Consider the following 24872-nt stretch of genomic DNA (forward strand, 5'->3'; position numbering starts at 1 on the left):
GAGAACTACCGGGGGATGCTATCCGTACACCCGTCCGGGGGACGGCCCGGTCCGTCAACTCCGTCCGTCCCGCCGGAAGTCCGCCGGTGCCGGCCGGCTGACGCGCCTTCACCCGAACGGCCATCCTGCGGGGTTGCCGTCCGCGGCCGGCGGGCGCCCGGCCGGGCGGGAACGGGCCGGGCCGGGCCTGCGGGCGCGCGGGATCGCCGGGGCCCGCAAATACTGGGGAGGTGCCCCGGTCAGGACCCCCAGGACCGTCGATGTCGCGCCGCCGGCTGCTCCAGGCCACCGGCGGTGCCGTCCTCGCGGCCACGGCCGGGGCCGGCGTATGGGCCTGGCTGTCCCCCGACACCACCCGCCCGGCGGCGCCGGCCCGTGAGCAGGAGTCCGCCGAGGAACCGGACGAGCAGGTGTTCCTGCACGTCATCGCGCACCCCGACGACGGTCTGTTCTTCATGAACCCGGGTCTGGAGCAGGCCATCCGCAGCGGTGCGCGCACCGTCACGGTCTGTCTGACGGGCGGCGAGTCCGACGGCCGGAACGCCCCCCGGGGCAGCGCGCTGTACCGCCGGACGATCCCGAACCGGCCGGCGTTCGCCCGGGCCCGGGTCAACGGGCTGCTCGCCGCGCACGCCCAGATGGCCACCGGGGACCGCGAGAGCGCCTGGGACGCCGAGGCCCGCACCCTGCTCCGCGGCTTCCAGGTGGAGGTCCAGACGCTGCGCGCCGCCCCCCAGCACCAGCTGGTCTTCCTGGAGCTGGTCGAGGCCCGCGCGGTCTACCAGCCGCGCGCCACCAGTCTGCGCGGCCTCTGGCTCGGGGTGGCCGACTCGATCCCCACGCTGCGCCCCGAGGGCAGCCCCGTCCAGCGGCAGTTCCGTTACACCCGCGACCAGGTCACCGACACCCTGACGGCGGTCCTGGACTGGGTCCGGCCCACCGTCGTGCGCACCCTGGACCCCAACGCGGTGCACTCCGGCAAGCGATCGTTGGCCACCCCCGACCCCCGGTTGGCCGGCCTGCGCTACTTCGACCACCAGGACCACACCGCCTCCGCCCACTTCACCCAGGCGGCGCTGGCCCGCTACTGGGGGCACGGCCGCCCCGCCCCGGCCATCGTGGAGAACTACCTCGGCTACGAACTCGGCGTGCTCCCCAACGACCTCGACCTGTCCACGGCCCGCCGCAAGGCCGGGACGCTGAACGTCTACGGCTGGGCCGACCACCGCCGCTGCGCCGACCCGGCGGGCTGCGGCGACCGCAAGGTCGGCGGCTCCGCCCTCAACGGAAGCCCGCGCAACTGGACCCGCAGCACCCGGCTGCGCGCGCCCGGCTCCAACGCCTGGGTGCGGCCGGCCGCGGACGGCCGGCTGACCGCGTTCGCGGTGCTGGGCGGGGCCGCGTACGGCTGGGCGGAGACCGGCGTGGGCAGCGGGCGGTTCGGCGCACCGACCGGGCTCGGCGGGCAGCTGCTCCAGGGGCAGCTGCACGCGGTGCGTCACCCGGACGGCACCCTCCAGCTGTTCGGGTCCCGGACCGTGCTGCCCGGGCCCGACGTCGACCACCACCGCGAGGTGGTCACCGCGCGCCAGACCGGACCCGGCCGCGACGGGGTGCCCGCCTTCGGGGAGTGGGAGTCGCTGGGCTCCCCGGAGCGGGACCCGGTCCGGTCGCTGGAGATCGGCTTCCCGGCCGCGGTGGCCGCCCCGGACGGCACGGTGCACGTCTTCGTGCGGACCTGGGACGGCGGGATCGGTCACCGCAGCGGGCCGCACGGCGGGCAGTGGTCGCCCTGGGACGTGTTGGAGGGGCCGGCCGGCGTCGGCACCCTCAGGGCGTCCCCGCAGATCGTCGACGGGATCGACGCCTGCGTGGACTCCGAGGGGCTCATCCACCTGGTCGCGCCCAGCGTCCGCACGGTGCAGCACTGGGTGTCCAAGGAGCCCGGCCAGACGCCCCGGCCGGGTGCCGCCACCGGGCTGCCGGAGCCGGGCGGGCCGGTCAGTATCGCGCCCCTGGCCGGCGGCGTGGTGCGGATCGCCTACCGGCAGTCGGAGACCGCGCGGGTGCTGATCGCCGAGCGGCAGAAGGCGATCGGCAGCTGGCGGGTCGCCGCGCAGTGCGAACGCGCCGGCGGCTACGGGCGGGTGGCGCTGGCGCCGACCGGCAGCGGAGACCGGATGGTGCTGGCCGCCCGGGACGACGCCGGAGACGTCCGGGTGGCGATGGCGCAGGCCGCGCCCAAGCCCTGGCAGCGGTGCCGGTTGGCGCATTCGGCGGCGGCCGGTGTGGTGCCCGACGCGGCCGGCCGGGCGGTGCTCGTCGCCCTCGGCAACGACGGCCTGCTGTACGCGGCCAGGCAGGCGAAGGCCGGACAGACCGCGCCGTTTTTGGCCTGGCGGGCTCAGGCCGGCCGGCCTGAGCGCACCGGCGGCTCGGCCTGATCGGGCTGGCCGCCCTGGTCGGGGCCGTCGCCGCGGCGGGCCGGCGGCCGCAGGATCCGCCGGGAGACGACGAAGGTGACCGGCAGCGCCAGCAGCGCCGCGGCCAGCGGCGCGGCCACGCTGTTCATCCCCCACCAGCTCACCAGCGCCACCAGACCGGCGCTCTGCACCGCGTAGTTGGTGACCTGGGTCAGCGGGAAGAGCAGGAACTTCTTCCAGGTGGGGCGGGTGCGGTAGGTGAAGTAGGTGTTGAGGAAGAACGACCCGACGAGGCTGAGGACGAAGCCCGCGGTGTAGGCGGCGAAGTACGGCAGCAGGCGGTGCAGCGGCAGGTAACAGGCGTAGAACGTGGCGGTGTTGACGCCGCCGACCACCGTGAACCGGGCCACCTGCCCCCAGGGGAGCGCCGCGAGCGGCCCGGGCATCAGCGGGGCCGCTGGCCGACGGCGGTGGTCCCGGAGGAGGCGGGCGCGCGCACCGGGGCCGGGGCGGCGCCGTCGCTCTCCTTGATCAGGAAGTGCGGTCGCCGTTTGGTCTCGTAGTAGATCCGCCCGATGTACTCGCCGATCAGCCCCAGCATCACCATCTGGAGGCCGCCCAGCCCCACGACGATGGCGACCAGCGTGACGTAGCCGGGCGCGGTGACCCCGCCGACGACCGCCGCGCCGACCACCCACAGGGCGTAGAGGGCGGCGAGCGACGCCAGGCTCAGCCCGGTGTAGATGGCGGCGCGCAGTGGACGGCAGTTGAACGAGATCATCCCGTCGATGCCGTAGTTGACGAGCGCGCCGAAGCGCCACTTGGTCTCGCCGGCCTCCCGGGCCGCGTTGCGGTAGTCGAAGCTGACGGTGTCGAAGCCGATCCAGGAGAACAGCCCCTTGGAGAAGCGGTTGTACTCGGGCAGCGCGAGCAGTGCGTCCACCGCCTTGCGGGACAGCAGGCGGAAGTCGCCGGCGCCGTCGATCAGTTCGACGTCGATCCAGGTGTTGACGGCGCGGTAGTACAGGCGGCTGAGCATGGTGCGCAGCCGCCGGTCGCCGTCGCGGCTGCGCCGGGCGATGACCTGGTCGTGGCCGAGCTGGTAGAGGTCGAGCATCTTCTCGACCAGCTCCGGTGGGTGCTGGAGGTCGGCGTCCATGAGGATCACGGCGTCGCCGGTGGCCGCCTTGAGCCCGGCCAGCATCGCCGGTTCCTTGCCGAAGTTGCGGCTGAAGGAGAGGTAGCGGGTGGTGCCGGGGTGCTGCTGGGCGAGGGCGCGCAGTCGGGGCAGGGTCCCGTCGAGGCTGCCGTCGTCCACGTAGCACAGCTCGTAGGCGACCGCGAGGCCGTCCAGCACCGTGCGCAGCTGTGCGTCGAAGCGGCCTATCACGGCTTCTTCGTTGTAGCAGGGGACGACGACGGAGAGCTTCATGGGCGGGCCTTTTCGCCGGGGGCCAGGGGACGGCTGAGGCGGCCGCCCCCTGAAAGGCAGTTTTACAAACCCGGGGGAAACGCACTATTTGGGAAGGTGGGTGGAGTGGGCCGGGCAGGTCGGGGGAGCGGTCCGCGGCCGCCGCCGTCGGACCGCGACGGCCCCGGCCACCGCGCCCACCGCGAGCACCCCCGCCCCGCTCGCCACCAGCCCCGCGGCCAGTCCCGGCGGCGCGTACGCGCAGTGCAGCCGGGTCGCCCCCGGCCCCAGGGGAACGGCCAGCAGACCACCGAACGCCCCCGGCGCCCGAGGCGGCCCGCCGTCCACCGAACAGCCCCACCCGGGCACCGCCGGCAGGGCGAGCACCGCCGACCCGGCGCGCCCCGGGCGCAGCCGCGCCGTCAGGTCGTGACCGCCCGCGGTGAGCCGCACCGGCCCCTCCAGGGCCCGCACCGCCGCGTCCAGCCGGCCCGCGGGCAGGCAGCCCACCGCCCGCTCCGGCACGTACTGGTGCCCCTCCCCGGCAAGCCGCACCCGCACCACCCCGTCGGCCGGTACGGTGCCCAGCGGCCGCAGCGGGGCGGCGGTGACGTCCCACCGGCCCACCGACCGGGTGACGGCCCCCGGCCCGGTGACCTCGCCCGCGAACCACGGCGCATACCAGAGCACCGCGCCGCCCGGGGCGCACCGGGCGGTGAAGACCGTGCCGCCGACCCGGGGCGCCACCGCACCCGGGGGCGCGGTGGGCAGCCGCGGCCCCTGAAGCACCCAGCCGCCGGGCGCCCGCTCCGGGGCCGGGCCCGGCCCCGCGCCGGGCGCCAGCCGCGGCACCTCGTAGACGGGGGCGCCGGGGGCGCCCAGCACCCGCTCCTGGCGGGCGAAGACGGTGTCCGGGCCGGTGCCCGGGCCCGGCAGCGGGCCGCGGCGGACGGTCACCAGCGGCGCCGCCCGGTCGCGCCGCACGACGTACCGGCCGCGCGGCCCGCCGGGCACCGGCGGCACCTGCGCGCTGCTCACCGCCATCAGGGCCCGCCCCACCGGGTCCTCGAAGCTGAGCGTGTGCCGGCCCCGGATGTACCAGCCGGCGCCCAGGCCGTGCAGCGCCCGGGCGGTCGCCGCCGGCACGTAGCTGCTGTAGTACGCGCCGCCCTCGCCGCCCAGCAGCAGCGGATCGTTGTTGGCGAACTCGTGCGGGCCCGGGTCGGTGCGCGAACGCGGCCAGTCGTCGCGGGCGGTCAGCCCCCGCCGGCTGGCCAGCGCCCCTTGGGTGAGGGTCAGCTTCGGCGAGAACCACGCGATGCCGTCCCGGACGGTCGCCACCGAGAGCGCGGTGTACGCCGCGGTCAGCACCGTCGCACCGGCCAGCGCCCCGGCGACGGCCGCCCGCCCCGCGGGCCGCGCCCGCAACCGGGCCGGGGCGGTCAGCGCCGCCAGCACCACCGCCCCGCCGCCGACCACCACCAGCCAGGTGGGCCCGCCCACCGCGCCCCGGTCCCGGCAGCACCACAGCAGCACCGCGACCAGTGAGGCCCCGGCGGCCAGCTCGCGCGGCCGCGGGCGGTGGGCCAGTGCCAGCCAGGCGATCATCACCAGCACCCCGCTGAGCACGAAGGAGGCCCGGTACGGGCTCCCGTTGGGCAGCGCCAGACCGTGCCACAGCAGGATCGTCGGCCGCCAGACGAACGACATGGCGATGGCCGCCGCGAGCAGCGTCCAGGCGATCCGCACCCGCGGCGGCACCGCCCGCACCCACGGGAAGGCGGCCACCAGCAGCAGCGCCGGCACCCCGACGAAGACGTTGGGCGCCGGCACCGCCCCGTGCCCGCCCGGCAGCAACTGCGCGAACAGGTCCGGCAGCGGCGGCGCGCCCCGGTACACCGCGGTGGGCGGCGGCTCGGCGGCCCGGCTGGCCCGCAGCGTCACCGTCAGCACCGGCGCGGCCAGCGCGATCCCGGCCGCGGCCATGGTCGACGCGCGCCCCGCGGCCCGCAGTCGCCCGCGCCCCGGGCCCGCGGCCACGGCGTCGTCCACCAGCAGCCGTACCACCAGCACCAGCCCGGTGGCCAGGGTCGCCATCGCCGCGGTGTAGAAGTTCCCGGCCCAGGCGAGCGCCACCAGCAGCGTGCCCGCCACCCACCGCACCCGCCGCAGGCACCAGTCCGCGGCGATCCCCAGCAGCGGCAGCGAGACCAGCCCCCACATCCACATCGGATCGGCGAACCCGTCGTTCAGCACCCAGGCGCACAGCCCGTACCCCACCGCCAGCAGCGCCCGCAGCCACCCGGGGCCGGGGCGCAGCCGCCCCAGCAGGACGGTCATCAGCGCCGCGCCCAGCCCGATGCTCAGCAGTGTCACCAAGAACACCGGCAGGTCCACCAGCGCCCGCGGGAACGCCCCCACCAGCAGCGAGAACGGGTTCATCAGGTACGTGACGAAGTCGGCCAGGAACGGCACGCCGTACCCGCTGCCCCAGTTGACGAACAGGTCCCCGTGGGCGGTGCCGTGCAGCAGGTCCCACAGTCGGGCGTGGAAGGGCACGAACTGGTTGCCCAGGTCGTTGACGGCACGGGAGCGCGGCCCGAAGGGGTAGCTGCCGTGGACGGCCAGCGCCAGGCAGTACGCCGCCATGGACAGCAGCGCGGCCAGCCCGGGCCCGGCCGGCCGGCGCCAGCGGGTCCGGCCCGCGGGTGTGGCGCACGTCGCGCCGGGCGGGGTGCGGGCAACCTCGCGGGCCCGGGTCCCCTCTTGGGGTGCGGAAGGTGTCGGGCTCACCGGCGCTCCTCCGAGGTCGGCGCGGTGCTCCGCGCTCAGACAGGCAGCGAACGATTTATATGGCTTGATGTCTTGATAGTCCGTTTTACCCCGGAGGGGGCGGGGTAGGGCGAGGACCCGCAGAAAGGAACGGAGGCCACTGTTCCCGTGTCCGACAACCCCACACACCCCACCAGCCCCACCCGCTCCGCGCATCCGGAGGAGGCCGCCTCCCCCGGCCGGCCGGCCCCGACCGTCACCGTGATCGTGCCGGTCCACAACACCCGGCGTTACCTCGACCGCAGCCTCGGCTCGGTCTTCGCCCAGACCCTCGACCCGGACCGCATCGAGGTCATCGCCGTCGACGACGGCTCCACCGACGGCAGCGGCGCCTGGTTGGACGCGGCCGCCGCCACCCACCCCCAGCTCACCGTCGTCCACCAGCCGCCCTCCGGCGGCGCCGGCAAACCCCGCAACGTGGGCCTGGACCGCGCCACCGGCGACTACGTCTTCTTCCTCGACTCCGACGACCACCTCGGCCCCGAGGCGCTGGCCCGCCTCACCCGGATGGCCGAAGAGCACGACTCCGACGTCGTCTACGGCCGGATCGTCGGCGCCGAGGGCCGCGGCGCCCCGGTGGACCTGCGCACCACCAACCCCCGCGTCTCGCTCTTCGACTCACCCGTCTACTGGAGCCTGGCCGCCTACAAGCTCTTCCGCCGCTCCTTCGTCGAGCGCCACCGGCTGCGCTTCGTCGAGGGCCGCCTGCTCGCCGAGGACCTCCCCTTCGGCATCGCCGCCCTGCTGCGCGCCGACACCGTCTCGGTCCTCGCCGACTACGACTGCTACTACCTCCACGGCCGCGACGACGACAGCAACGCCTCCCGCCAGGACATGGACTGGCCCGCCTACCTCGCCTACATCGACACCGTGCTGGCCGACGTCGCCGCCGGCGTCCCGCCCGGCCCCGACCGCGACACGCTCATGGTCCGGCACTTCCACGGCGAGATACTCATGCCGTTCGCGGCCCCCTACCTGGCCCGGGACGAGGCCGGTCGCCGCGCGATGCGCGAGGCCGCCCGCCCCCTGGTCGACCGCTACCTCACCGACCGGGTGCTCGCCGCCCTGCCGCCCGGCCTCCGCCTCCGCGCCCACTGCCTGCGCGCCGGCCTCGACGCGGAACTGACCGCCGTCGTCCGGGCCGACACCGGCCGCACGCCCGGCCCGCCCCACCTCCAGGACGGCCGCGCCTACGCCGCGTACCCGCACTTCCGCGACCCGGACCACCCGCTGCCGGACGCCCTGTACGACCTCACCTCCCGCATCGGGGTGCAGCAGCGCCTCACCGACCTCCAGTGGGTCGGCGGCGTCCTGCACCTCCACGGCAGCGCCACGCTGCGGGCCGTCGGCGCCGACCACGTGGAGGTGGTTTTGCACCGCAGCGGCGCCCACGTCGGCGTCCCCGCCACGTACGGCCCCGACGGCGCCTGGCACGCCGCCCTGGACCCGGCCACCGCGGTCCACGGCGCCCCGATGGCGGACGGCGTCTGGGGCCTGAAGATCGCCGTCACGGCGCACGGGACCGACGCCGCGGACGCCGCGGCGCCCGAGGGGCCGGACGCCGCGGGCGCCGCCGACACCCCGCCTCCCGCCGCCGTCCGCCGGGAAGCCTGGCTCGTCCCCGAAGGCGGTGCGGCGGCCACCGACACCGCCCCGCGGGTCGTCAGCCACGGCCCCACCGGTCCCACCGTCGCCGCGCTGTTCCTCTCCTCCCCGCACGGCCACCTCCACCTCGACCTGGACCACGACGGGGCCCGCCGCCCGCTCGGCGCCGACCTGCGGGGCGCCGCGGCCTGCGCCCGCACCGGCCGCGCCACGGTCGCCGCCGGCGTCACGCTCCCCGGCTGCCCCGTCGACGCCGGCCTCCAGTTCGTGCTGCGCGACGCCACCCGCTGCGTGGCCCTGCGCACCACCGTCGAACGCGCCGCCGGCGACCGCTACCGCGCCCGCGCCCGCCTGCGCAGCAGCCCGCCGGGCACCTGGCGGGTCGCCCTCCGTCTCACCGCGGGCGGGCTGCGCCGCGAGCTGCCGGTCCAATCGGCCGACGGCACGGGCCCGTTGACGCTCCGGGTGCCGTAGCCCGGCGACGGGCGGACGCCCGCCCCGCACGCGAGCCCGCGTGGCGGTGTCTCGGGGGCGGTGTCATCCGGGCTGTGCCTCCGGGTCGGCGTCCAGGCCGTCCACCAGCCGGTCCAGGAAGCGGGTGAAGGTGGCCTCGGGGGTGAGGGGGTGGCCGGGGGCGGCGAGGGCCCGGGCGAGTTCCGGGTGGTGGCCGTCGGCGGCGACGGTGGTGAGGTAGCGGACCTCGGCGGCGGCCCGGTCGGGGGATTCCGCGGTGGTGGCGCGGGTGAGTTCGTGGCTGACGTGCGAGGCGACGAAGCCGGTGAGGAGGCTGAAGACCTCCAGTTTGGCGGCGCCGTCGAGGCCGGTGGGGCGGAGTGCGGCGAGGGCGTGTTCCAGGAAGGCCAGGGCGTGCGGGCCGAGGCTGCGGTGGGTGGACAGGGCGGCGGGCAGCCAGGGGTGGCGGAGCATCAAGGCGCGTTGGTGGTGGGCGACGGTCTTGAGGTCGGTGCGCCAGTCGCCCAAGAGCGCGCCGGTGACGGGGAGTTCGCCGTTGACGCGGTCGACCATGAGGTCCACCAGCGTCTCCTTGTCGGGGGCGTAGCTGTAGAGCGACATGACGCCCGCGCCGACCTGCGCGGCGACCCGCCGCATGGTGACCGCGTCCAGCCCTTCGGCGTCGGCCAGCTCGACGGCCGCCGCGGTGACCGCCTCGCGGCTGAAGGCGGGGCGGCGTCCGCGCCGGGGGCGGTCGGGGGTCAGCCAGAGCTCCTGGGGGTCCATTCGTCCCATCCAAGCATCCGCTATTCTCGTACGCAGTACGAGAATAGGCTTTCGTGAGGGAGGGGCACCATGGCGGAGACCGAGGGCGGCGGCGCGGTGACGGGACGGCCGCGGACCGCGCCGACGGGGCGGGCGCCACGGGCCGCGCGCTGGCTGCGCGCGACGTGGCGCAACGTACCGGCGGGCCCGTACCGCGTCGGGTACGAGGCGCGACTGGCGGTGCCGGCCGACGATGACGTCTCACTCCTGACGGACCATTACTTCCCATGCGCAGAAGGCGAGTTGGCGCCGGAGGCCGGCCGGTTCCCGACGCTGCTGGTGCGCTCGCCCTACGGGCGGGGCGTGCCGTGGGCGGCGCTGTACGGCCTCCTCTTCGCCGAGCACGGGTTCCACGTGGTGGTGCAGAGCAGCCGGGGGACCGGCGGCTCCGGCGGCGACTTCCACCCGTGGCGGCACGAGGCGCCGGACGGCCGCGCCACGGTGGCCTGGCTGCGCGCACAGCCGTGGTTCACCGGGGCGCTGGGCACGATCGGGCCCAGCTACCTGGGGTACGTGCAGTGGGCCCTGGCCGAGGAACCGCCGCCGGAACTGCGGGCGATGGTGGTGCAGATCGGATTCCACGACCCCCATCCGTACTTCCACGGCGGCGGCGCGCTCCACCTGCAGAACGCGCTGGTGTCGAGCATGGGGATGGCGTACCAGCACCGCGGGTGGCGCCCCTTCCTGCGGGCCGCGCTGCGGCTTCGGCGGTGGCTGCGCGGGGCACACCGGGCGGAACCGCCGTACACGTCGTCCGGCCCCGCGGCCGAACTCCCCTGGCTGGCCGAGGCGTTCACCCGCACGGACGGGACCGACCCATACTGGCGCGCCGCGTCGAAGAGCGCGGTCCTGGACCGGTCGACGGTGCCCACGTGCCTGGTCGGCGGGTGGCAGGACGTCTTCCTCGACCAGAGCATCGAGCAGTACCGGCGGCTGCGCCGGGCGGGCTGCGAGACGACGCTGCTCATCGGGTCCTGGACGCACGCCTCGGCGCTCCAGGTGGGCTGGCCGGAGGTGTTCGCGGAGAGCCTGACGTGGCTGCGGGCACGGCTGGGCGGGGAGGCGGACGAGCCGCGGACCGCGCCGGTGCGGGTGCACGTCGGCGGCGGGGGCGGGTGGCGGGACCTGCCCGACTGGCCGCCACCCCCGGGCGACGCGGCGGGCCCCCGGTACCTCACCGCGGGCGGCGGGCTCGGGCGCCGGGCCCCCGGCGACGCGGCACCGGTGGGGGAGTTCCGGCACGACCCAGCCGACCCCACCCCGTCCGTCGGCGGGCCGGCGCCCCAGGGCGGCGGGCGCCGCGACAACGCGGCCCTGGAGGCCCGGCCGGACGTGCTGACGTTCACCGGGCCGGAGCTGACCGCGCCCTCGGAGGTCCTCGGCCCGGTCGCGGCCCGACTGCGGATCACCGCGACCGGCCCCGACGGCACCCCGCCCGACCGGCCCTTCGACGTCTTCGCGCGCCTGTGCGACGTGGACCCGCGGGGCCGCTCGGTGAACGTCTGCGACGGCCTGGTGCGGGTCCCCGGCGGGGCGGCACGACCGCTGGCGGTGGAGGTGCCGATGACCGCCACGGCGCACCGCTTCGCCGCAGGACACCGGGTCCGGTTGCAGGTCAGCGGCGGCGCGTTCCCCCGCTACGCGCTGCCGCCCGGGGCCCACGGCGCCGGCCCGGTACGGATCGCCCTGCACCCGGGTTCGGCCCTGGAACTGCCCTGAGCGCAACGCGGCGGGCCGCCCACCCCCGGGAACGGGAGCGGGCGGCCCGCCGGCACACGTGCGGCCGTCAGCCCTGACGGGCCTCGGGGTGGTGGTGCTGCCAGCCCGCCCACGCCGACGTGATCATGTCGCGGACGTCGTGGCGGGCCTGCCAGCCCAGCTCCTTGGTGATGCGGTCGGCGGCGGCCACCACCCGGGCCGGGTCGCCGGCGCGCCGCGGGGTGACCTCGGGGACGACCCCCTGATGGCCGGTGATCTCCGCGATCAGGTCGACCATCTCGCGGACCGACACGCCTTCGCCCCGGCCGATGTTCAGGGTCAGGTCCCGGACCGGGCCCGGCTCGGCGAGGCTGCGGGCCGCCGCGACGTGGGCGTCGGCGAGGTCCGCGACGTGGATGTAGTCGCGGATGCAGGTGCCGTCGGGGGTGTCGTAGTCGTCACCGAAGATCCGCGGCGCGGCGCCCTGGGTCAGCCGCTCGAAGACCATCGGCACGATGTTGAAGACGCCGGTGTCGGCCAGCTCCGGCGTCGCGGCACCGGCCACGTTGAAGTACCGCAGGCAGGCCGTGCTGATGCCGTGGGCCTTGCCGGCGGCGCGCGCCATCCACTCGCCGACGAGCTTGGTCTCGCCGTACGGGTTGATCGGGACGCACGGGGTGTCCTCGGTGACCAGGTCCACGTCCGGCATGCCGTAGACGGCCGCCGACGACGAGAAGACGAACCGCGGCACGCCGCCGGCGGCCATCGCCTCCAACAGCGTCTGCAGGCCGTGCACGTTCTCTCGGTAGTAGTGCAGCGGCATCTCCACCGACTCGCCGACCTGCTTCTTCGCGGCCAGGTGGACGACGTCGGTGATGGCGTGCTCGGCGAGGGTCGTGTCGAGCAGCGCGCGGTCCAGCGTCGAGCCGACGACCAGCGGCACGTCCTCGGGGACCCGGGCGCGGACGCCCGTCGTCAGATCGTCGAGGACGACGACCGTCTCGCCGGCCTGCCGCAGGGCCCTTACGACATGGGAGCCGATGTAACCGGCACCACCCGTGATCAGGTAAGACATAGCGCCAATCCTAGGCAGGGAACAGAGGGACAGGGGTTGCGGGTCAGCGGCGCAGCCGTCGGGCGGCGATCCGCCAGACGCTGCGCGGTCCCGACGCCACCCGCAGCGCCAGCGCGCCGCCGGTGGTCGGGTAGGGCTGCGCCAACAGCACCAGCTGGCGCCGACTGGGCAGCACGTGCCGCCGCAGACCGGTGCCCACGGCCCGCAGCCCGACCCCGATCGCGGTGCCGTCCGTGCAGGTCAGCCGGGCCGTCAGGTCCCACGGCTCGGGCTCGGCGGGCCGGGAGCCGGGCAGCTCGGTCAGCGGCGCCAGGTCCAGCGCCACCGTGGCCGTCCAGGCCGTGCCGTCGGCGGTGGGGGTCAGGGTCGCGGTGTGCACCGGGCCGGGCCGGTCGTCGCGCCGACGGTGCAGCGCGACGTCGACGCTGACCGGGCCGGCCGCGGCCAGCCGGCCGTACAGGTCGTGGACGCGCAGCCGCAGCAGCCCGCGGGTGGCGCCCAGTACCGGATCGGCGTCCACCGCCACCGGCAGGCGGGGGGACGCGTCGAGCCCCGGCACGTCCTCGTCCGCGGCGTTCACCGCGTCCCCCGCGGCCAGACCGTCCAACCGCACCTCGGGCAGTTCCGCCGACCAGACGGGGGCGCCGTCGGGACCCGTCGTGTACGGGGGCAGCAGCCGCCCCGGGCGGGCCGCCAGCTGCGTCAGCCGGTCCAGGTCGCACGGGGCGGGGGAGGCCAGGACGACCCGGGCCAGCCAGCGGGCCGGGGCCTGCGCGGCGGCCACCTCGGCCTCTTCGAAGCCGGCCAGGTGCTCGCGGGTCAGCTCCCACCACTCGGCCCGGTAGTCCGCGCCGCGGGTGTGCAGCTCACGGACGTACATCCGCAGGTCGTGGTCGAGGAACTTGGTGGCCGCGGCCCGCGCCAGCGCCTTGCGTCCGGCGTCCCGGAGGATCCGCAGGACGGTGCGGTGCGCCTCCAGGCGCTGCCGCCAGTTGGCGACGTCCTTGCGGTCCAGGGAGATCGACTGCTTCGCGGCGGCCCGCCGCACGTGCCAGACGTACACGGTGTCGGGCACCGTGGCGATCTTCGGGGCGGCGGCCAGCACCCGGGCGGTGAAGACGAAGTCCTCGTAGTGGTAGCGGCCCTCGGGGAACGTGATGGCGTGGCCGGTGAGGAAGTCCCGGGCGTAGAGCTTGTTGACGCAGAGGGTGTCGCGGACCAGCTGCGGCGCGGCCTCCGGGGTGTCGTACACGGCCGGCTCGCGGTACAGCGCCGGCTGCCAGGGCACGTCACGGCGGGCCGGCAGCTCCCGGCGGACGCAGGCGCCCGCGGCGACCGGCGCCCCGTGCCGCAGCGCCGCGGCCAGCAGCGCCGGCACCGCACCCGGCGGCAGCACGTCGTCGCTGTCGAGGAACATCACGTACCGGCCGGCGGCGGCCCGCAACCCGTCGTTGCGCGGGGACCCGCACCCCCCGCTGTTCTCGCCGCGGTGCAGTACCCGCAACCGCGGCTCGCTGCGCGCCAGGGCGTCCAGGGCGGCGCCGGTGCCGTCGGTGGAGGCGTCGTCGACCGCGATCACCTCGGCGACCGCGTCCCCCTGCGCGAGCGCCGAACGCACCGCATCGGCGACGTGCACGGCATCGTTGAAGGCGATGACGACGACGCTGACCTGCGCGGCGGGCGTGGGGGCGGGCCCAGGCTGTGACTCAAGGGCGTCATTCACAGTCACTAAATCTACATTTCGTGTCGACAGCAGCTCGTGGCGCGGGCAGGTTCGGACCCCTGTTCTCCAGGGTCAGAGGGCGAAATCCACCGAGTGGTTGCAGCGGCCGCCTTCTTTTTCCGCCTCATTGCCGTCTCGTAACCCCCCGGACCCCGCAGCGAGGCCGTGCGTTCGCCCGCGCGGACGCCCCGCGAGGGCGCCTGCACATGCTGTAACGACGCGGGTGCCGGGAGATGCCGATCCGGCCGCCGCGCACCCCACCGGCCCGCGCCCCCGCCCGCGCCCCGACACCCTCACCCCGCCGCCGGCCCCCTCACTCCACGACCAGGTCCGCGACCCGCCCCGCCGCCCCACCGTCGTCCAGATGACAGAACGCCCGCCGGAACTCCGCGTACGCCGCCGCACTCTCCCGCGCCACCGCCGGCAGGTCCCCCAACGCCTGCACCACCTCGTCCGTCGACGACAGCAACGGACCCGGCACCCGCGCCTCGAAGTCCAGGCTGAAACCGCGCAGCGCATCGCGGTAGTGCGCCAGATCGGGCGTGAGGAACAGCATCGGCCGACCCGTCCCGGCGAAGTCCGCCGCCAACGACGAGTAGTCGGTCACCAACACGTCCGCGGCCAGCAGCAGTTCCGTCGCATCCGGGTACGACGACACATCGCGCGCGAACGGCGCGTGGTGCGCCGGCAACCGGTCCGGCACCTGCGGATGACTGCGCACCAGCACCACGTGGTCCTCGCCCAACGCCGCCCGCGCCACGTCCAGGTCCAGCGGCAGGTGCAACCGGTGGTGCGAGGCGTCGTACGCCACGTCGTCGCGCGGCGTCGGCGCGTACAGCACCACCCGCTGGTCCGGCCGCACACCCAGGTGCGCGCGGACCGCGGCGGCCACCTCGTCCCGGTCCGGGGCGTGCAGCGCATCGGTCCGCGGCAACCCCGTCTCGACCAGCTTCCCGGCATAGCCGAGCGCCGACCGCAACACCGGGGTGCTCGCGGCGTTCGGCGACAACAGCACGCTCCACTGCCGCCCCAGCCGCGGCCGCGGCGCCAGATGCGCCAACCCGCCGCACAGCGTCCCCGCCAGATCCGCCCCGATCCGCTTCAACGGCGTCCCGTGCCACGTCTGGATCACCCGCTGCCCGGCCCGCCGCACGAACCATCGCGGCAGGTGCGTGTTGGTCACGATCCAGTGGCTGTGCGCCAGCGCCCCATGCCAGGCGGCACTGCCCACCACCACCGGCCGCGCGCTCGACGGCACCGGAGCCTGCGCGTCCCGCACCGCCCACAGGTGCTCCACGTCCACCCCCCGCCGCACCAACTCCTCGTGCACCGCCCGCGGCGAGTCCCCGTACGCCCGGCCGCCGAAGCTGCTGTACAGGACGGTGTCCCGCAACGGCCGCGAGCGGTGCAGCGGATAGTGCTGCTCGCGCAGCACCCGCCGCCGGTAGGGACCCCGGTCCACCGGCGGCACCGCCGGCCCCGCCGCCACGAACACCTCGTCCTGCCCCAGCCGGTCCAACGAGAACGGCTTGCCGCGCACCGTCCGCGACACCGGCAGCCCGTCGACGACCGACGGCGCGCACCGCACCGGCGGATCCAGCGGCGACCCCACCGCCCCCCGCTCCCGCAGATGCACCGTCCAACGGCCCTCCCGCAACGGCACCTCCCCGGCCAGCGACGGCACCGCGGCCAACGGCAGCGCCCCGTGGAACCGCCCGCCGTCATGCGCGGCCGGGAACACCACCTCGGTGGCGTGCACGGTGTGCTTCAGGACCAGCTCCGGCGCGGTCGGCGCGGCATCCGGCAGCGTCCCCGCCAGCAGCAACGTGCCGTCCGCCCGCCACACCACCCGGTCCGCGTACGCCTGCGGCACCCGGTCCTGCAACACCAGCTCCCCGGCCGGCGACGCCGACGCCACCACCTCCCGGCCGTGCGGCAGCGGATGCGCCACCGGAACCATCCCCGGCGGGCAGACCACCCGATCGGTGCCGCCGCCGGGCAGCACCAGCTCCGGCCACCAGGTCTCGGTGTGCGGCGGCGGAACCGCGGCCGGCTCCCCGTCCCGCGCGGGCCGCGCCGCGGCCAACACGTCCAACCGCACCCGCACCACACACCGCGCCCCACCGGCCGCGCCGCTCCCGCCGCCGGCCGGTTCCCCGGGAGCCCGGGCCGCCTCCACCGGGAACGACACCACCGTCCCCGTGCCCCGGTGCGTCAGGCGCAGCCCCAGCGGCACCGGTCCGGGCGCCGCCACCGCCATCTCCAACGCGCCACCCGCCACCCGCGGCGACCCCACCAGCCGCCGCACCGGGCGGGACACCGCGATCCGCAACCGCCCGTCCACGTACCGCGGCGTCACCCGCACCCCGTCCGCACCCTCGTGCCCGGCCGGCGCCGCCCCCGACCCGCTGTCCGGCGCCGCCAACTCCCCGGACCGCACCGCCCCCGCCGACGCCAGCAGCACCTCCACCCGCCACTCGCCCGGCACCAGCCGCCCCCCGCGCCGCAACCGCGCCGGATCCAGCCGCACCTCGAACCCCGACCAGTCGTAACAGTGCAGCTCCTGCCCGGACGCCGCCGTCGCCTCCGGCATCGCCACCGTCCGCACCGGCAGCACCACCCGCCGCCGCCCGCACGACAACACCACCGTCCGCAGCGCCCCGTGCCGCGAGGCGGCCGGCAGGTTCCGCACGTAGGCCCAACCCCGCAGCAACAGCACCCCGCCCCGCCACACCGCCTCCCGGACCTCCGCCCGCACCGGGAAGTCCGACCGCTCCAGCCGCACCACCCCCGCCGGCAACTCCACCGGCAGCACCGCCCGCCGCCGCAACGGCGGCCCGGCCACCGCGAAACCCCCCGGATTACGCGCCTCGTGCGCCAACAGCGTCCCCAAGTCCGCCAACCGCCCGGACCGCACCAGGTACCACCGCATCCGCAACTCCACCGGCAGCGCCCGCAACGCCCGCGGATCGGTCCCCGCCAGGAAGTCCCGCGCACAGTCCAAGAACGCGGTCCGCACCTCGGGCGCCGCCCCCGGCGCCGCCGCCACCAGGTCCAACAACCCCCCGGTCAACTGCGCCCGGTCGTACGCCGCCCGCAGCCCGGCGTCCACCCGGTGCACCGGATCGGCCAGCAGCGCCCGCATCCGCGCCACCGCCGCGAACCGGTCCCGCACCTCCTGCGCCCCCGGCCGCCCGGACCGCCCCGCCCCCGACGGCAGCCGCCAGTAACAGACGTGCTCGTGCAGCACGTCCACCGCCTCGGCCAGCACGTGCGCCGGCAGCGCCACCGCCGCACCGTCGCACCCGTCCCCGTCGGGGAAGACGAACCCGTGCCGGTCCCAGAACGCCCGCCGGAACACCTTGTTCCGCACGAAGTGGTCACCGAGCAGCACCGGATCCCGGCGGACGTGGGTGCGCAACACCGTCTCCCGGGCCGCCGGATGGAACGCCGACTGGCTCCGCCCCGCCGCCCCCAACCGGTAGACGTTCCCGGTCGCCAGATCCGCCCCAGACTTGTCCAACAACCCGATCAGGTCCTCGTACGCCCGCGGCAGCAGCACGTCGTCCGGCGCCAGGAACGCCAGATACTCGGTGTGCGGAAAGGCATGCCGCGCACCGGCGTTCCACCCCCCGCCCCGCCCCCCGCCGCCGCCATCGTGCACCACCCGGAACCGCGGATCCCGCTCCACCCACCGCCGCCACCCGCCCGGCGGCGACTCCGCCGCACCCCGGGCCGGCCCGTCGTCCACCACCACCACGTCCAACGCCTCCGACGTCTGGGCCGCCACCGACTCCAGACACTCCTCCACATGGCGCGCGGACCCCGCTCCGCGCGGGACCGGGACGACGACGGTGAGCCGAGGCTTCATGGCGGACGAGCCTTTCCGGACAGGCGGACCACGGGACCAACCCCACGTCACACACGCGACGATGCGGCCGACTCGTCCCTCAACTCGTCCATCGCCGACCCGGTCACCGACGCTGCGCTGAAAGGGTGAGGCGAAGGTGCGGCGAAGCGGCCCGGCCCCCGCAATGGCGTAGACCGTGGACAGCGTGCCCGGTGCCCCACCCACCGGACACCGGCAACCGCCCGCCGCCCAGGAAGGTGACCGCCCCGCGATGCCCGGCCGAACCGACAGCTCCGCCGCCACCGACCGCCCCGACACCGCGGCCCCCGCCCCCGGCACCCCCGCCGCCCGCCCCCCACACCCCGCCGGCACCGCCCCGGCCGCCTCCACCGCCCGCCTGCCCGCCCGCCACGCACGGCACCCCCTGACCCGGCTGCTGCCCGCCCGGCCCCCGTTCGCGCGGCAACTGCGCCGGATCGGACCCGGCCGCGTCCTGGAGATCGGCTGCGGCGACGGCGACACCCTCGCCGCCTGCGCCCCCGGCAGCGTCGGCATCGACCACGACCCGCGGTCCGTCGCCCACTGCCGCGCCCGCGGCCTGACCGCCTACACCGCCGACGCCTTCCTCGCCGGCCCGCACGCCCGCCCCGGCGCCTTCGACGCGCTGCTCACCGCCCACGTCCTGGAACACCTCGACGACGAACAGGTCGAGGAACTCCTGCACGCCTACGTCCCCTACGTCCGGCCCGGCGGCGGCGTCCTGTTGATCACCGCCCAGGAAGCCGGCCACCGCACCGGCCCGGAACCCGTCCGCTTCACCGACTTCACCCTGCTGCGGGCCTTCGCCGAAGCCGCCGGACTCGCCGTCCGCCGCACCTACTCCCACCCGCTGCCCCGGACCGCCGGCCGCGTCCTGCGCGCGAACTCCTTCGTCCTCGTCGGCCAGGTCCCCCGCGGCTGAACCGGACGGGCCGACCCCCACCGGCCCGCCCCCACGCCCCGGCTAGCGCCCGGCGGGACCCTGGGCCCGCGCCCGCTTCCGGGCCCGCACGAGCGCCCGCGTCACCACCGGCGGCAACACGTCCAGCGCCACCCGGCGCAACGCACCCCGCGCCGGCCGCGGCGCCGGCCGCCCGACCACCGGCTGCGCCGCCTCCGCGGGCTTCCCGGGCTTCGCCGCATCCGCCGCCCGTGCCGGCGCCGCCTCGTGCCGCGACACCGGGTGCGCCGGCTCCTTCGCCCCCTTGGCGCTCAACCGCACCAGCGGAGCACCGTTGACCTCCTGCACCTCGTGCCACACGTCACCGCGCTCCGCCAACCACGCCAACAGCCCCGCCCGGTACGGCTCCGGGTCCCCCCACGTGCCGTAGAACTTGGTGCCGGTCACGCAGATCGGCCGCAGCCCGTGGTCCGTCACCGCCTGCCACGTGGCGGCGGCCACCCCCGGACAGTGCTCCGCCCGGTAGTCGTCCATCACCACCACCCCGGCATCGGCCAACAGCTCCCGCACCGCCAGGATGTCGCCGTGCACGTGCGCGTACAGGTGCGACGCGTCGATGTGCGCGAACCGCACGCTGCCCGCCGCCACGTGCTCGCTCACCGACGAGCTCAACCCCTGCACGACGACCGGCAACTCCTCATGGAACGAAAGGTAGTTGGCCTCGAAGGCACGACGCGTCAACGTCGCGTACGACTTCGCCATCTCCCGCGAGTTCGACACGTCCTCGGCCGGCGAGTCGAACAGGTCGCAGACCGTGAAGCGCTCCTCCGGACGCAACCGCGCACCCAGGAAGATCGCGCTCTTGCCCATGTACGCGCCCAGTTCCAGCAGGTCCCCCGCCACCCCCCGGTCCTGCTGATCACGCAGGAACCAGTCGAAGAGCAACTGATCGGCGGTGAAGAACCACCCCTTGACCTCGGACAACCGGGTCGGGCGCGGCAGCTGGTCGGCACTGTGGCCTGCGATAGCGGCAGTCATGTGCGGTCCGTCTCCAGACGGTCGGGAATCGATGGCGATGTACGACACGGGGGCACGGCACGGCCCCGGGATCCGGCCGGCCGCGCGCAGCACCCCGGTCGCACCATGCGTTTCACGGAGCGGCGCCATCGTGGGGCAGCAACATGAACGGAAGGTGAGCGTCGCGCCGCGCTCCGGTCATCTCCGCCGCCCGACCCCCGAACCCGCCCCACCGCCCGGACCACGCCCGCCCGCGGTCACTTCACCGCCCCCGCCATCACCCCCGACACGAACTGCCGCTGGAAGGCGAAGAACACGATCAGCGGCACCACCATCGACAAGAACGCCCCCGGCGCCAACACGTCGATGTTGTTGCCGAACTGCCGCACCTCCTGCTGCAACGCCACCGTGATCGGCGGATGCCCGCTGTCCGCGAAGATCAACGCGATCAGCATGTCGTTCCACACCCACAGGAACTGGAAGATCCCCAACGACGCGATCGCCGGCCCGCCGAGCGGCATCACCACCCGCGTGAACAACCGCAGCTCACCCGCCCCGTCCAGGCGTGCCGCCTCCAACAACTCCCGCGGGATCTCCGCGAAGAAGTTCCGCAACAGGAACACCGCGAACGGCAACCCGAACGCCGTGTGGAACAACACCACCCCGGCCGTCGTCTCGAACAGCCCCACCGCACCGAACAACTTCGCCACCGGAATCAACGCCACCTGCACCGGCACCACCAGCAGCCCCACCACCACCATGAACCACCCGTCCCGCCCCGGGAAGTCCAACCACGCGAAGGCATAACCCGCCAACGACCCGATCACCACCACCAGCACCGTCGACGGCACCGTGATCGCCGCCGTCGTCACCAGCGACCCCGTCACCTTCCCGTTCGACAACAACTGGCTGTAGTTGTCCAACGTCAACTGCGCCGGCCGGGTGAACACCTCCCACCAACCCGACTCCGCGATCTGCGCCGGACTGCGCAGCGACGACACCAACAACCCCACCGACGGCATCAACCAGAACAACGCCACCAACACCAGGAACACCCGCACCGCACCACCACCGGCGCGCGCCGCGAGCCGCGCCCCCACCGACGGCCCACCAGCCGCCCGCCCCCGCGCACGACCCCCACGACCAGCCGCCCCCAAGCCCCCGCCCACGGTCGACATCGACGACGTCATCGACGGCGCTCCTTCCGTATCCGGCGCAGATTCACGTACATCACCGGCGCCACCAGCACCAGCAAGAACACCGCGATCGCACTCCCCAGCCCCTCGTCCACATCCGTCCCGAACGACGACTGGAACAACTGCAACGCCAACACGTTCGCCGACCGCAGACTCGACCCCGGCGCGATGATGTACACCAGATCGAAGATCTTCAGCACGTTGATCATCAACGTCACCAACACCACCACCAGCACCGGCGCCAACAACGGCACCGTGATCCGGCGGAACACCTGCCACTCACCGGCCCCGTCCACCCGGGCCGCCTCCAACAACTCCCGCGGCACCCCCGCCAACCCCGCCGCGATCAATACCATCGCGAAACCAGCCCACATCCACACGTAACTACCGATGATCGCCGGCGTCACCAACGCCGGACCCAACCAGTCCACCCCGTTGTACGCCGCCGCGAAATCCGCCGCCGGCAACCGCACCCGCGCCCCCACCGCCTCCGCCGCCGGCAACGCGAACGTCCCGTCCGCCGCGGTCACCGCCGACGCCACCGCCCGGCCGTCCTTCACCGCCTCCACCCTCAGCCCGGCCAACGCCTTCTCACCCGGATCGATGACGTTCGGCCGCCCCCCACCCCCACGGGTGAAGTCCAACCACGCCGTACCCGTCACCTGACCCGCCCGCGGCCGCGCCACCACCGCCGACCGCGCCCCCCGCACGTCCGACGGCTGCACCGCCACCAACGGCAGCGCCACCTGCGCCCCCGCCCGCACCACCGACCGCGACGTGAACGCCCCGCCCCCCGACGGCCGCAACTCCGCGTTCGGCCGCGGCTTCGCCCCCGGGAACGGCGCCGGCTCCGCGAACGTGTCGTGCACCCCCACCCACACCGCGTTCGCCACCCCGCGCTGCGGATCCTGGTCGTACACCAACCGGAAGATGATCCCGGCCGCCAACATCGAGATCGCCATCGGCATGAAGACGACCAACTTGAACGCCGTGCCCCACCGCACCCGCTCCGTCAACACCGCGAAGATCAACCCCAGCGCGGTCGACACCGTCGGCGCCACCACCACCCAGACCACGTTGTTCCGCAACGCCGTCCGGATGCCCTCGTCCGAGAACATCGCCCCGTAATTCCCCAGCCCCACGAAGCCGTCGCCGGACGCATCGAACAGACTCCGGTACACCGAGAACCCGATCGGATACACCACCAGCGCACCCAGCAACACCAACGCCGGCAACAAGAACACCGCGGCGACCCACCACCGCGTCCCCGCCACCCCGCGCCGCCGCGCCCCGGCCCGCCCCGCACCCGTACCCGCCTCGCTCATCGCCGACGAACCCCCGCTCCCGATCGAGGTGCCCCACCCAACGAGGTACTGCCCGGCCCGCTCAGTGCCCGAAGGACTTGGCCGCGTCCCGCTCCAACCGCTGCTGCGTCCCCGCCACGTCCTTGGGGTCCTTCAAGAAGTCCTGCAGGTCCTTCCACTCGCCCTGCCCCGGCTTCCCCCCGAACGACGCCGGCGCCTGATCCGACATGTCGAACCGGAAGTCGTCCCCCGCCGCGACCAACGCCTGCGCGATCTTCCGCATCACGTCGTCCGCGTACGCCGCCCGGTCCAACTCCTTGTTCGGCGACAGGAAACCGCCCGCCTGCGCCCAGATCTTCGCCGCGTCCGTCGACGCCAGGAACGTCAACAACGCCTGCGCCGCCTTGGAGTCCTTCAGCGCCACCGCCACGTCCCCACCGGTCACCACCGGCGACTTGGCACCCACCGCGGGGAACGGGAACACCTTCGCGTCCGTCCCCACCTTCGCCTTCGTCTGCGCGATGTTCGCCGCCGCGAAGTCCGCCGACGACACCATCGCCGCCTTCGGCGCGTCACCCCCGGTGAACGTCTGCGTCACCGACGTCGGGAAGTCCGTCTGCAACGCCCCCGCATTGCCGCCCGCCAACAACTCCTTGCGGCCGAACAACTGCCCCAACGTGGTCAGCGCCCGCGTCACCGACGGATCCGTCCACTTCAGGTCGTGCTTCGCCAACTGGTCGTACTTCTGAGGACCGGCCTGCGACAGGTACACGTTCTCGAACCAGTCGGTCAGCGTCCACCCGTCCGACCCGCCCACCGACACCGGCTCCACACCCGACTCGGAGATCGTCTGCGCCGTCTTCAAGAACTCCGGCCACGTCTTCGGCTCGGACACCCCGGCGTTCTCGAAGACCTTCGCGTTGTACCAGACCAACGACTTGTTGCTGGCCTTGAAGTACACCCCGTACTCGGTGCCCCCGTGGGCCCCCAGCTCCCGCCACCCCTTGCTGAAGTTCTTCGCCAACTGCGCCTTGGCGTCCGCCCCGAGCGGCTTGAGCCACCCCTTCCCGGCGAACTCGTTCAACACCCCCACCTGCTGCAACAGCGCCACGTCCGGCGGCCCACCACCAGCGATCTTGGACCCGATGAAGCCCGCCATGTCATCGCCGCTGGGCACGAAGTCCACCTTCGCCCCGGTGCGCTTCTCGAACTCCGCCAACACCTTCGTGAAGTTGTCCCGCTCGGCCCCCGTCCAGACCGCCGTCACCTGCAACCGCTGCCCGCTCAACTTCGGCAACGCCACCGTCGGCGCCGTACTCCCACCTCCCGACCCATCGCTCCCACTACCCCCACCGCTCCCACTGCCCCCGCACCCGGCGGCCCCGAGCGCCACCACCGCCACGGCCGCCGCCACCCGCACCCCCGCGCGCCCGCCCCGCCCGACTCGTCCACGCATCCCCGTAGCCCCTCCGTAGCCCTTGACCGAGCGCTCACCCAACGATCCCGCCCAGCCCATCCGCCCACATAGCTGCCTGACCTGACCTGCCTGACCTGACCTGCTTGACCTGAGTGCCTGAGTGCTTGTGCTGCCGTGCTCCGGCGCCGCCGCGCCTGTGCCGCGCTGCGGCGTCGCTGAGCTGTGCCGTGCTGCGGTGTGGTGCTGCCGTGCTCCGTGCCGGTGGCGCTGACGGCATCGCTGGCGCCAACCGTGCCGGCGGCTGGCGCCGGCGGTGGTGCTGGCAGTGGTGCCGGTGGCGCTGTCCGAGCCGTCGTTACCGGCGGTGCTGGCGAACCTGGCGGTGCTGTCCGTGCTGGCGGTGCTGGCAGTGCTGACGGTGCTGTCCGTACTGGCGGTGCAGTCGTTCCGTAGCTGTTCTACCGGTCTCTACAGCTGTTCTGCCGTTCCCTACCGGTCCTGCCGGCACCCGGCACCCCGCGGCTCCCGCAGGGGCCGACCCACCCGCTCGGCCCGGTCCATGCCCACCCGGCAACCACGACCGGGCCCGACACCGACACCACTACCGACACCACACCGGCACCGGGGCCACCGAGATCACCAAGACCACCGAGATCCCCGAAACCAGCATCGCGAAGACCGAGATCGCGAAGCGGACCGGGACCGCGGCACGTGCGACAGTCCTACGCCCCCACCACCGGCTCCGCAATACCGCCGCCCTCGCCAACTGCCCTTTTGTGATCGGCCTGTTACGGGCCCGAGCCGACCCGACCTCGCCCCCCACCGCAGCCGCCACCCCCACTGCAGCCGCCACCCCCGGGCAGCCTCCGCCCCACCCTGCCGGCCACTACCCCAAGGGCCCCAGGCCCCGAAGGCACAACCCCCGAAGGCCCAGGCCCTTAAAACCCGAGCCCCTATCGGCCGAAGTCCTCCACGACAGCCCTCCACGACCACAGAGCAGCGCCGGCCACGAAGCAGCGCCTCCCGCACCCCAGCTCCGGAAACGAACGTCAACGACGGCCCCAGCGTCGGCCACGAAGCGGCGCCGGCCTCACGTCAACACC

15 protein-coding genes are annotated in these 24872 nt (G+C 74.8%); 4 read left to right on the top strand and 11 right to left on the bottom strand.

Annotated elements, in window-relative coordinates; genetic code table 11:
* Nucleotides 1-260 precede the first annotated feature (260 nt).
* Nucleotides 261-2444: a PIG-L family deacetylase gene (locus tag ACLJT4_RS30505; RefSeq protein ID WP_411127184.1), complete on the top strand. Its 2184-nt coding sequence runs from the start codon at nt 261-263 to the stop codon at nt 2442-2444.
* On the opposite strand, the gene ACLJT4_RS30510 is transcribed toward ACLJT4_RS30505, so the two are convergent.
* The 3 genes from ACLJT4_RS30510 to ACLJT4_RS30520 form a co-directional block, all read right to left on the bottom strand.
* On the bottom strand, nt 2405-2869 hold the full coding sequence (locus ACLJT4_RS30510; protein WP_411127186.1) for a GtrA family protein: 465 nt from the start codon (nt 2867-2869) through the stop codon (nt 2405-2407). The genes ACLJT4_RS30505 and ACLJT4_RS30510 overlap by 40 nt on opposite strands.
* Nucleotides 2869-3855: a glycosyltransferase family 2 protein gene (locus ACLJT4_RS30515; RefSeq protein WP_411127189.1), complete on the bottom strand. Its 987-nt coding sequence runs from the start codon at nt 3853-3855 to the stop codon at nt 2869-2871. Before ACLJT4_RS30515 ends, ACLJT4_RS30510 begins: the two co-directional genes overlap by 1 nt.
* An 84-nt stretch (nt 3856-3939) precedes the next feature.
* Nucleotides 3940-6627 carry a YfhO family protein gene (locus tag ACLJT4_RS30520; protein WP_411127191.1) on the bottom strand — a complete coding sequence of 896 codons (2688 nt, stop codon included), beginning with the start codon at nt 6625-6627 and terminating at the stop codon, nt 3940-3942.
* A 147-nt stretch (nt 6628-6774) separates the two neighbouring features.
* Here ACLJT4_RS30520 and ACLJT4_RS30525 point away from each other — a divergent pair, with 147 nt between their 5' ends.
* On the top strand, nt 6775-8745 hold the full coding sequence (locus ACLJT4_RS30525) for a glycosyltransferase family 2 protein (protein WP_411127193.1): 1971 nt from the start codon (nt 6775-6777) through the stop codon (nt 8743-8745).
* Nucleotides 8746-8808: 63 nt separating this feature from the next.
* Here ACLJT4_RS30525 and ACLJT4_RS30530 read toward each other — a convergent pair whose 3' ends face one another.
* Complete coding sequence (locus ACLJT4_RS30530) at nt 8809-9510, bottom strand: TetR/AcrR family transcriptional regulator (RefSeq protein WP_411127195.1); 702 nt, start codon at nt 9508-9510, stop codon at nt 8809-8811.
* Between the two features lie 69 nt (nt 9511-9579).
* On the opposite strand from ACLJT4_RS30530, the gene ACLJT4_RS30535 reads away from it, so the two are divergent.
* Nucleotides 9580-11268, top strand: coding sequence for a CocE/NonD family hydrolase (locus ACLJT4_RS30535; RefSeq protein WP_411127197.1), 1689 nt, complete (start codon nt 9580-9582; stop codon nt 11266-11268).
* Between the two features lie 67 nt (nt 11269-11335).
* Here the strand turns inward: ACLJT4_RS30535 and galE are convergent, their stop codons facing one another.
* From galE to ACLJT4_RS30550, 3 genes are all read right to left on the bottom strand, one after another.
* Complete coding sequence (gene galE / locus ACLJT4_RS30540; RefSeq protein ID WP_411127199.1) at nt 11336-12322, bottom strand: UDP-glucose 4-epimerase GalE; 987 nt, start codon at nt 12320-12322, stop codon at nt 11336-11338.
* Nucleotides 12323-12365: 43 nt separating this feature from the next.
* Nucleotides 12366-14045 (bottom strand): glycosyltransferase family 2 protein, encoded by a 1680-nt coding sequence (locus ACLJT4_RS30545; RefSeq protein WP_411127201.1) that lies wholly within the window; start codon nt 14043-14045, stop codon nt 12366-12368.
* A gap of 313 nt (nt 14046-14358) precedes the next feature.
* Complete coding sequence (locus tag ACLJT4_RS30550) at nt 14359-17916, bottom strand: CDP-glycerol glycerophosphotransferase family protein (RefSeq protein WP_411127203.1); 3558 nt, start codon at nt 17914-17916, stop codon at nt 14359-14361.
* Nucleotides 17917-18166: 250 nt separating this feature from the next.
* Between ACLJT4_RS30550 and ACLJT4_RS30555 the strand changes: the two genes are divergently transcribed.
* Entirely contained in the window at nt 18167-18856 is a 690-nt protein-coding gene (locus ACLJT4_RS30555; RefSeq protein ID WP_411127205.1) for a class I SAM-dependent methyltransferase, read from the top strand.
* A 42-nt stretch (nt 18857-18898) separates the two neighbouring features.
* On the opposite strand, the gene ACLJT4_RS30560 is transcribed toward ACLJT4_RS30555, so the two are convergent.
* The 4 genes from ACLJT4_RS30560 to ACLJT4_RS30575 all read right to left on the bottom strand — a co-directional run bounded on the left by ACLJT4_RS30560 (nt 18899) and on the right by ACLJT4_RS30575 (nt 23808).
* Nucleotides 18899-19873 carry a class I SAM-dependent methyltransferase gene (locus ACLJT4_RS30560; protein WP_411127207.1) on the bottom strand — a complete coding sequence of 325 codons (975 nt, stop codon included), beginning with the start codon at nt 19871-19873 and terminating at the stop codon, nt 18899-18901.
* A gap of 236 nt (nt 19874-20109) precedes the next feature.
* Nucleotides 20110-21030, bottom strand: a complete 921-nt coding sequence (locus tag ACLJT4_RS30565) for a carbohydrate ABC transporter permease (protein WP_411127373.1) — start codon at nt 21028-21030, stop codon at nt 20110-20112.
* 8 nt (nt 21031-21038) lie between these two features.
* Nucleotides 21039-22373: a carbohydrate ABC transporter permease gene (locus ACLJT4_RS30570; protein ID WP_411127209.1), complete on the bottom strand. Its 1335-nt coding sequence runs from the start codon at nt 22371-22373 to the stop codon at nt 21039-21041.
* 61 nt (nt 22374-22434) lie between these two features.
* Nucleotides 22435-23808, bottom strand: a complete 1374-nt coding sequence (locus tag ACLJT4_RS30575) for an ABC transporter substrate-binding protein (RefSeq protein ID WP_411127211.1) — start codon at nt 23806-23808, stop codon at nt 22435-22437.
* Nucleotides 23809-24872 lie beyond the last annotated feature (1064 nt).

The sequence above is a fragment of the Streptomyces sp. x-19 genome, from assembly GCF_046549115.1.
Taxonomy (GTDB): domain Bacteria; phylum Actinomycetota; class Actinomycetes; order Streptomycetales; family Streptomycetaceae; genus Streptomyces; species Streptomyces albulus_C.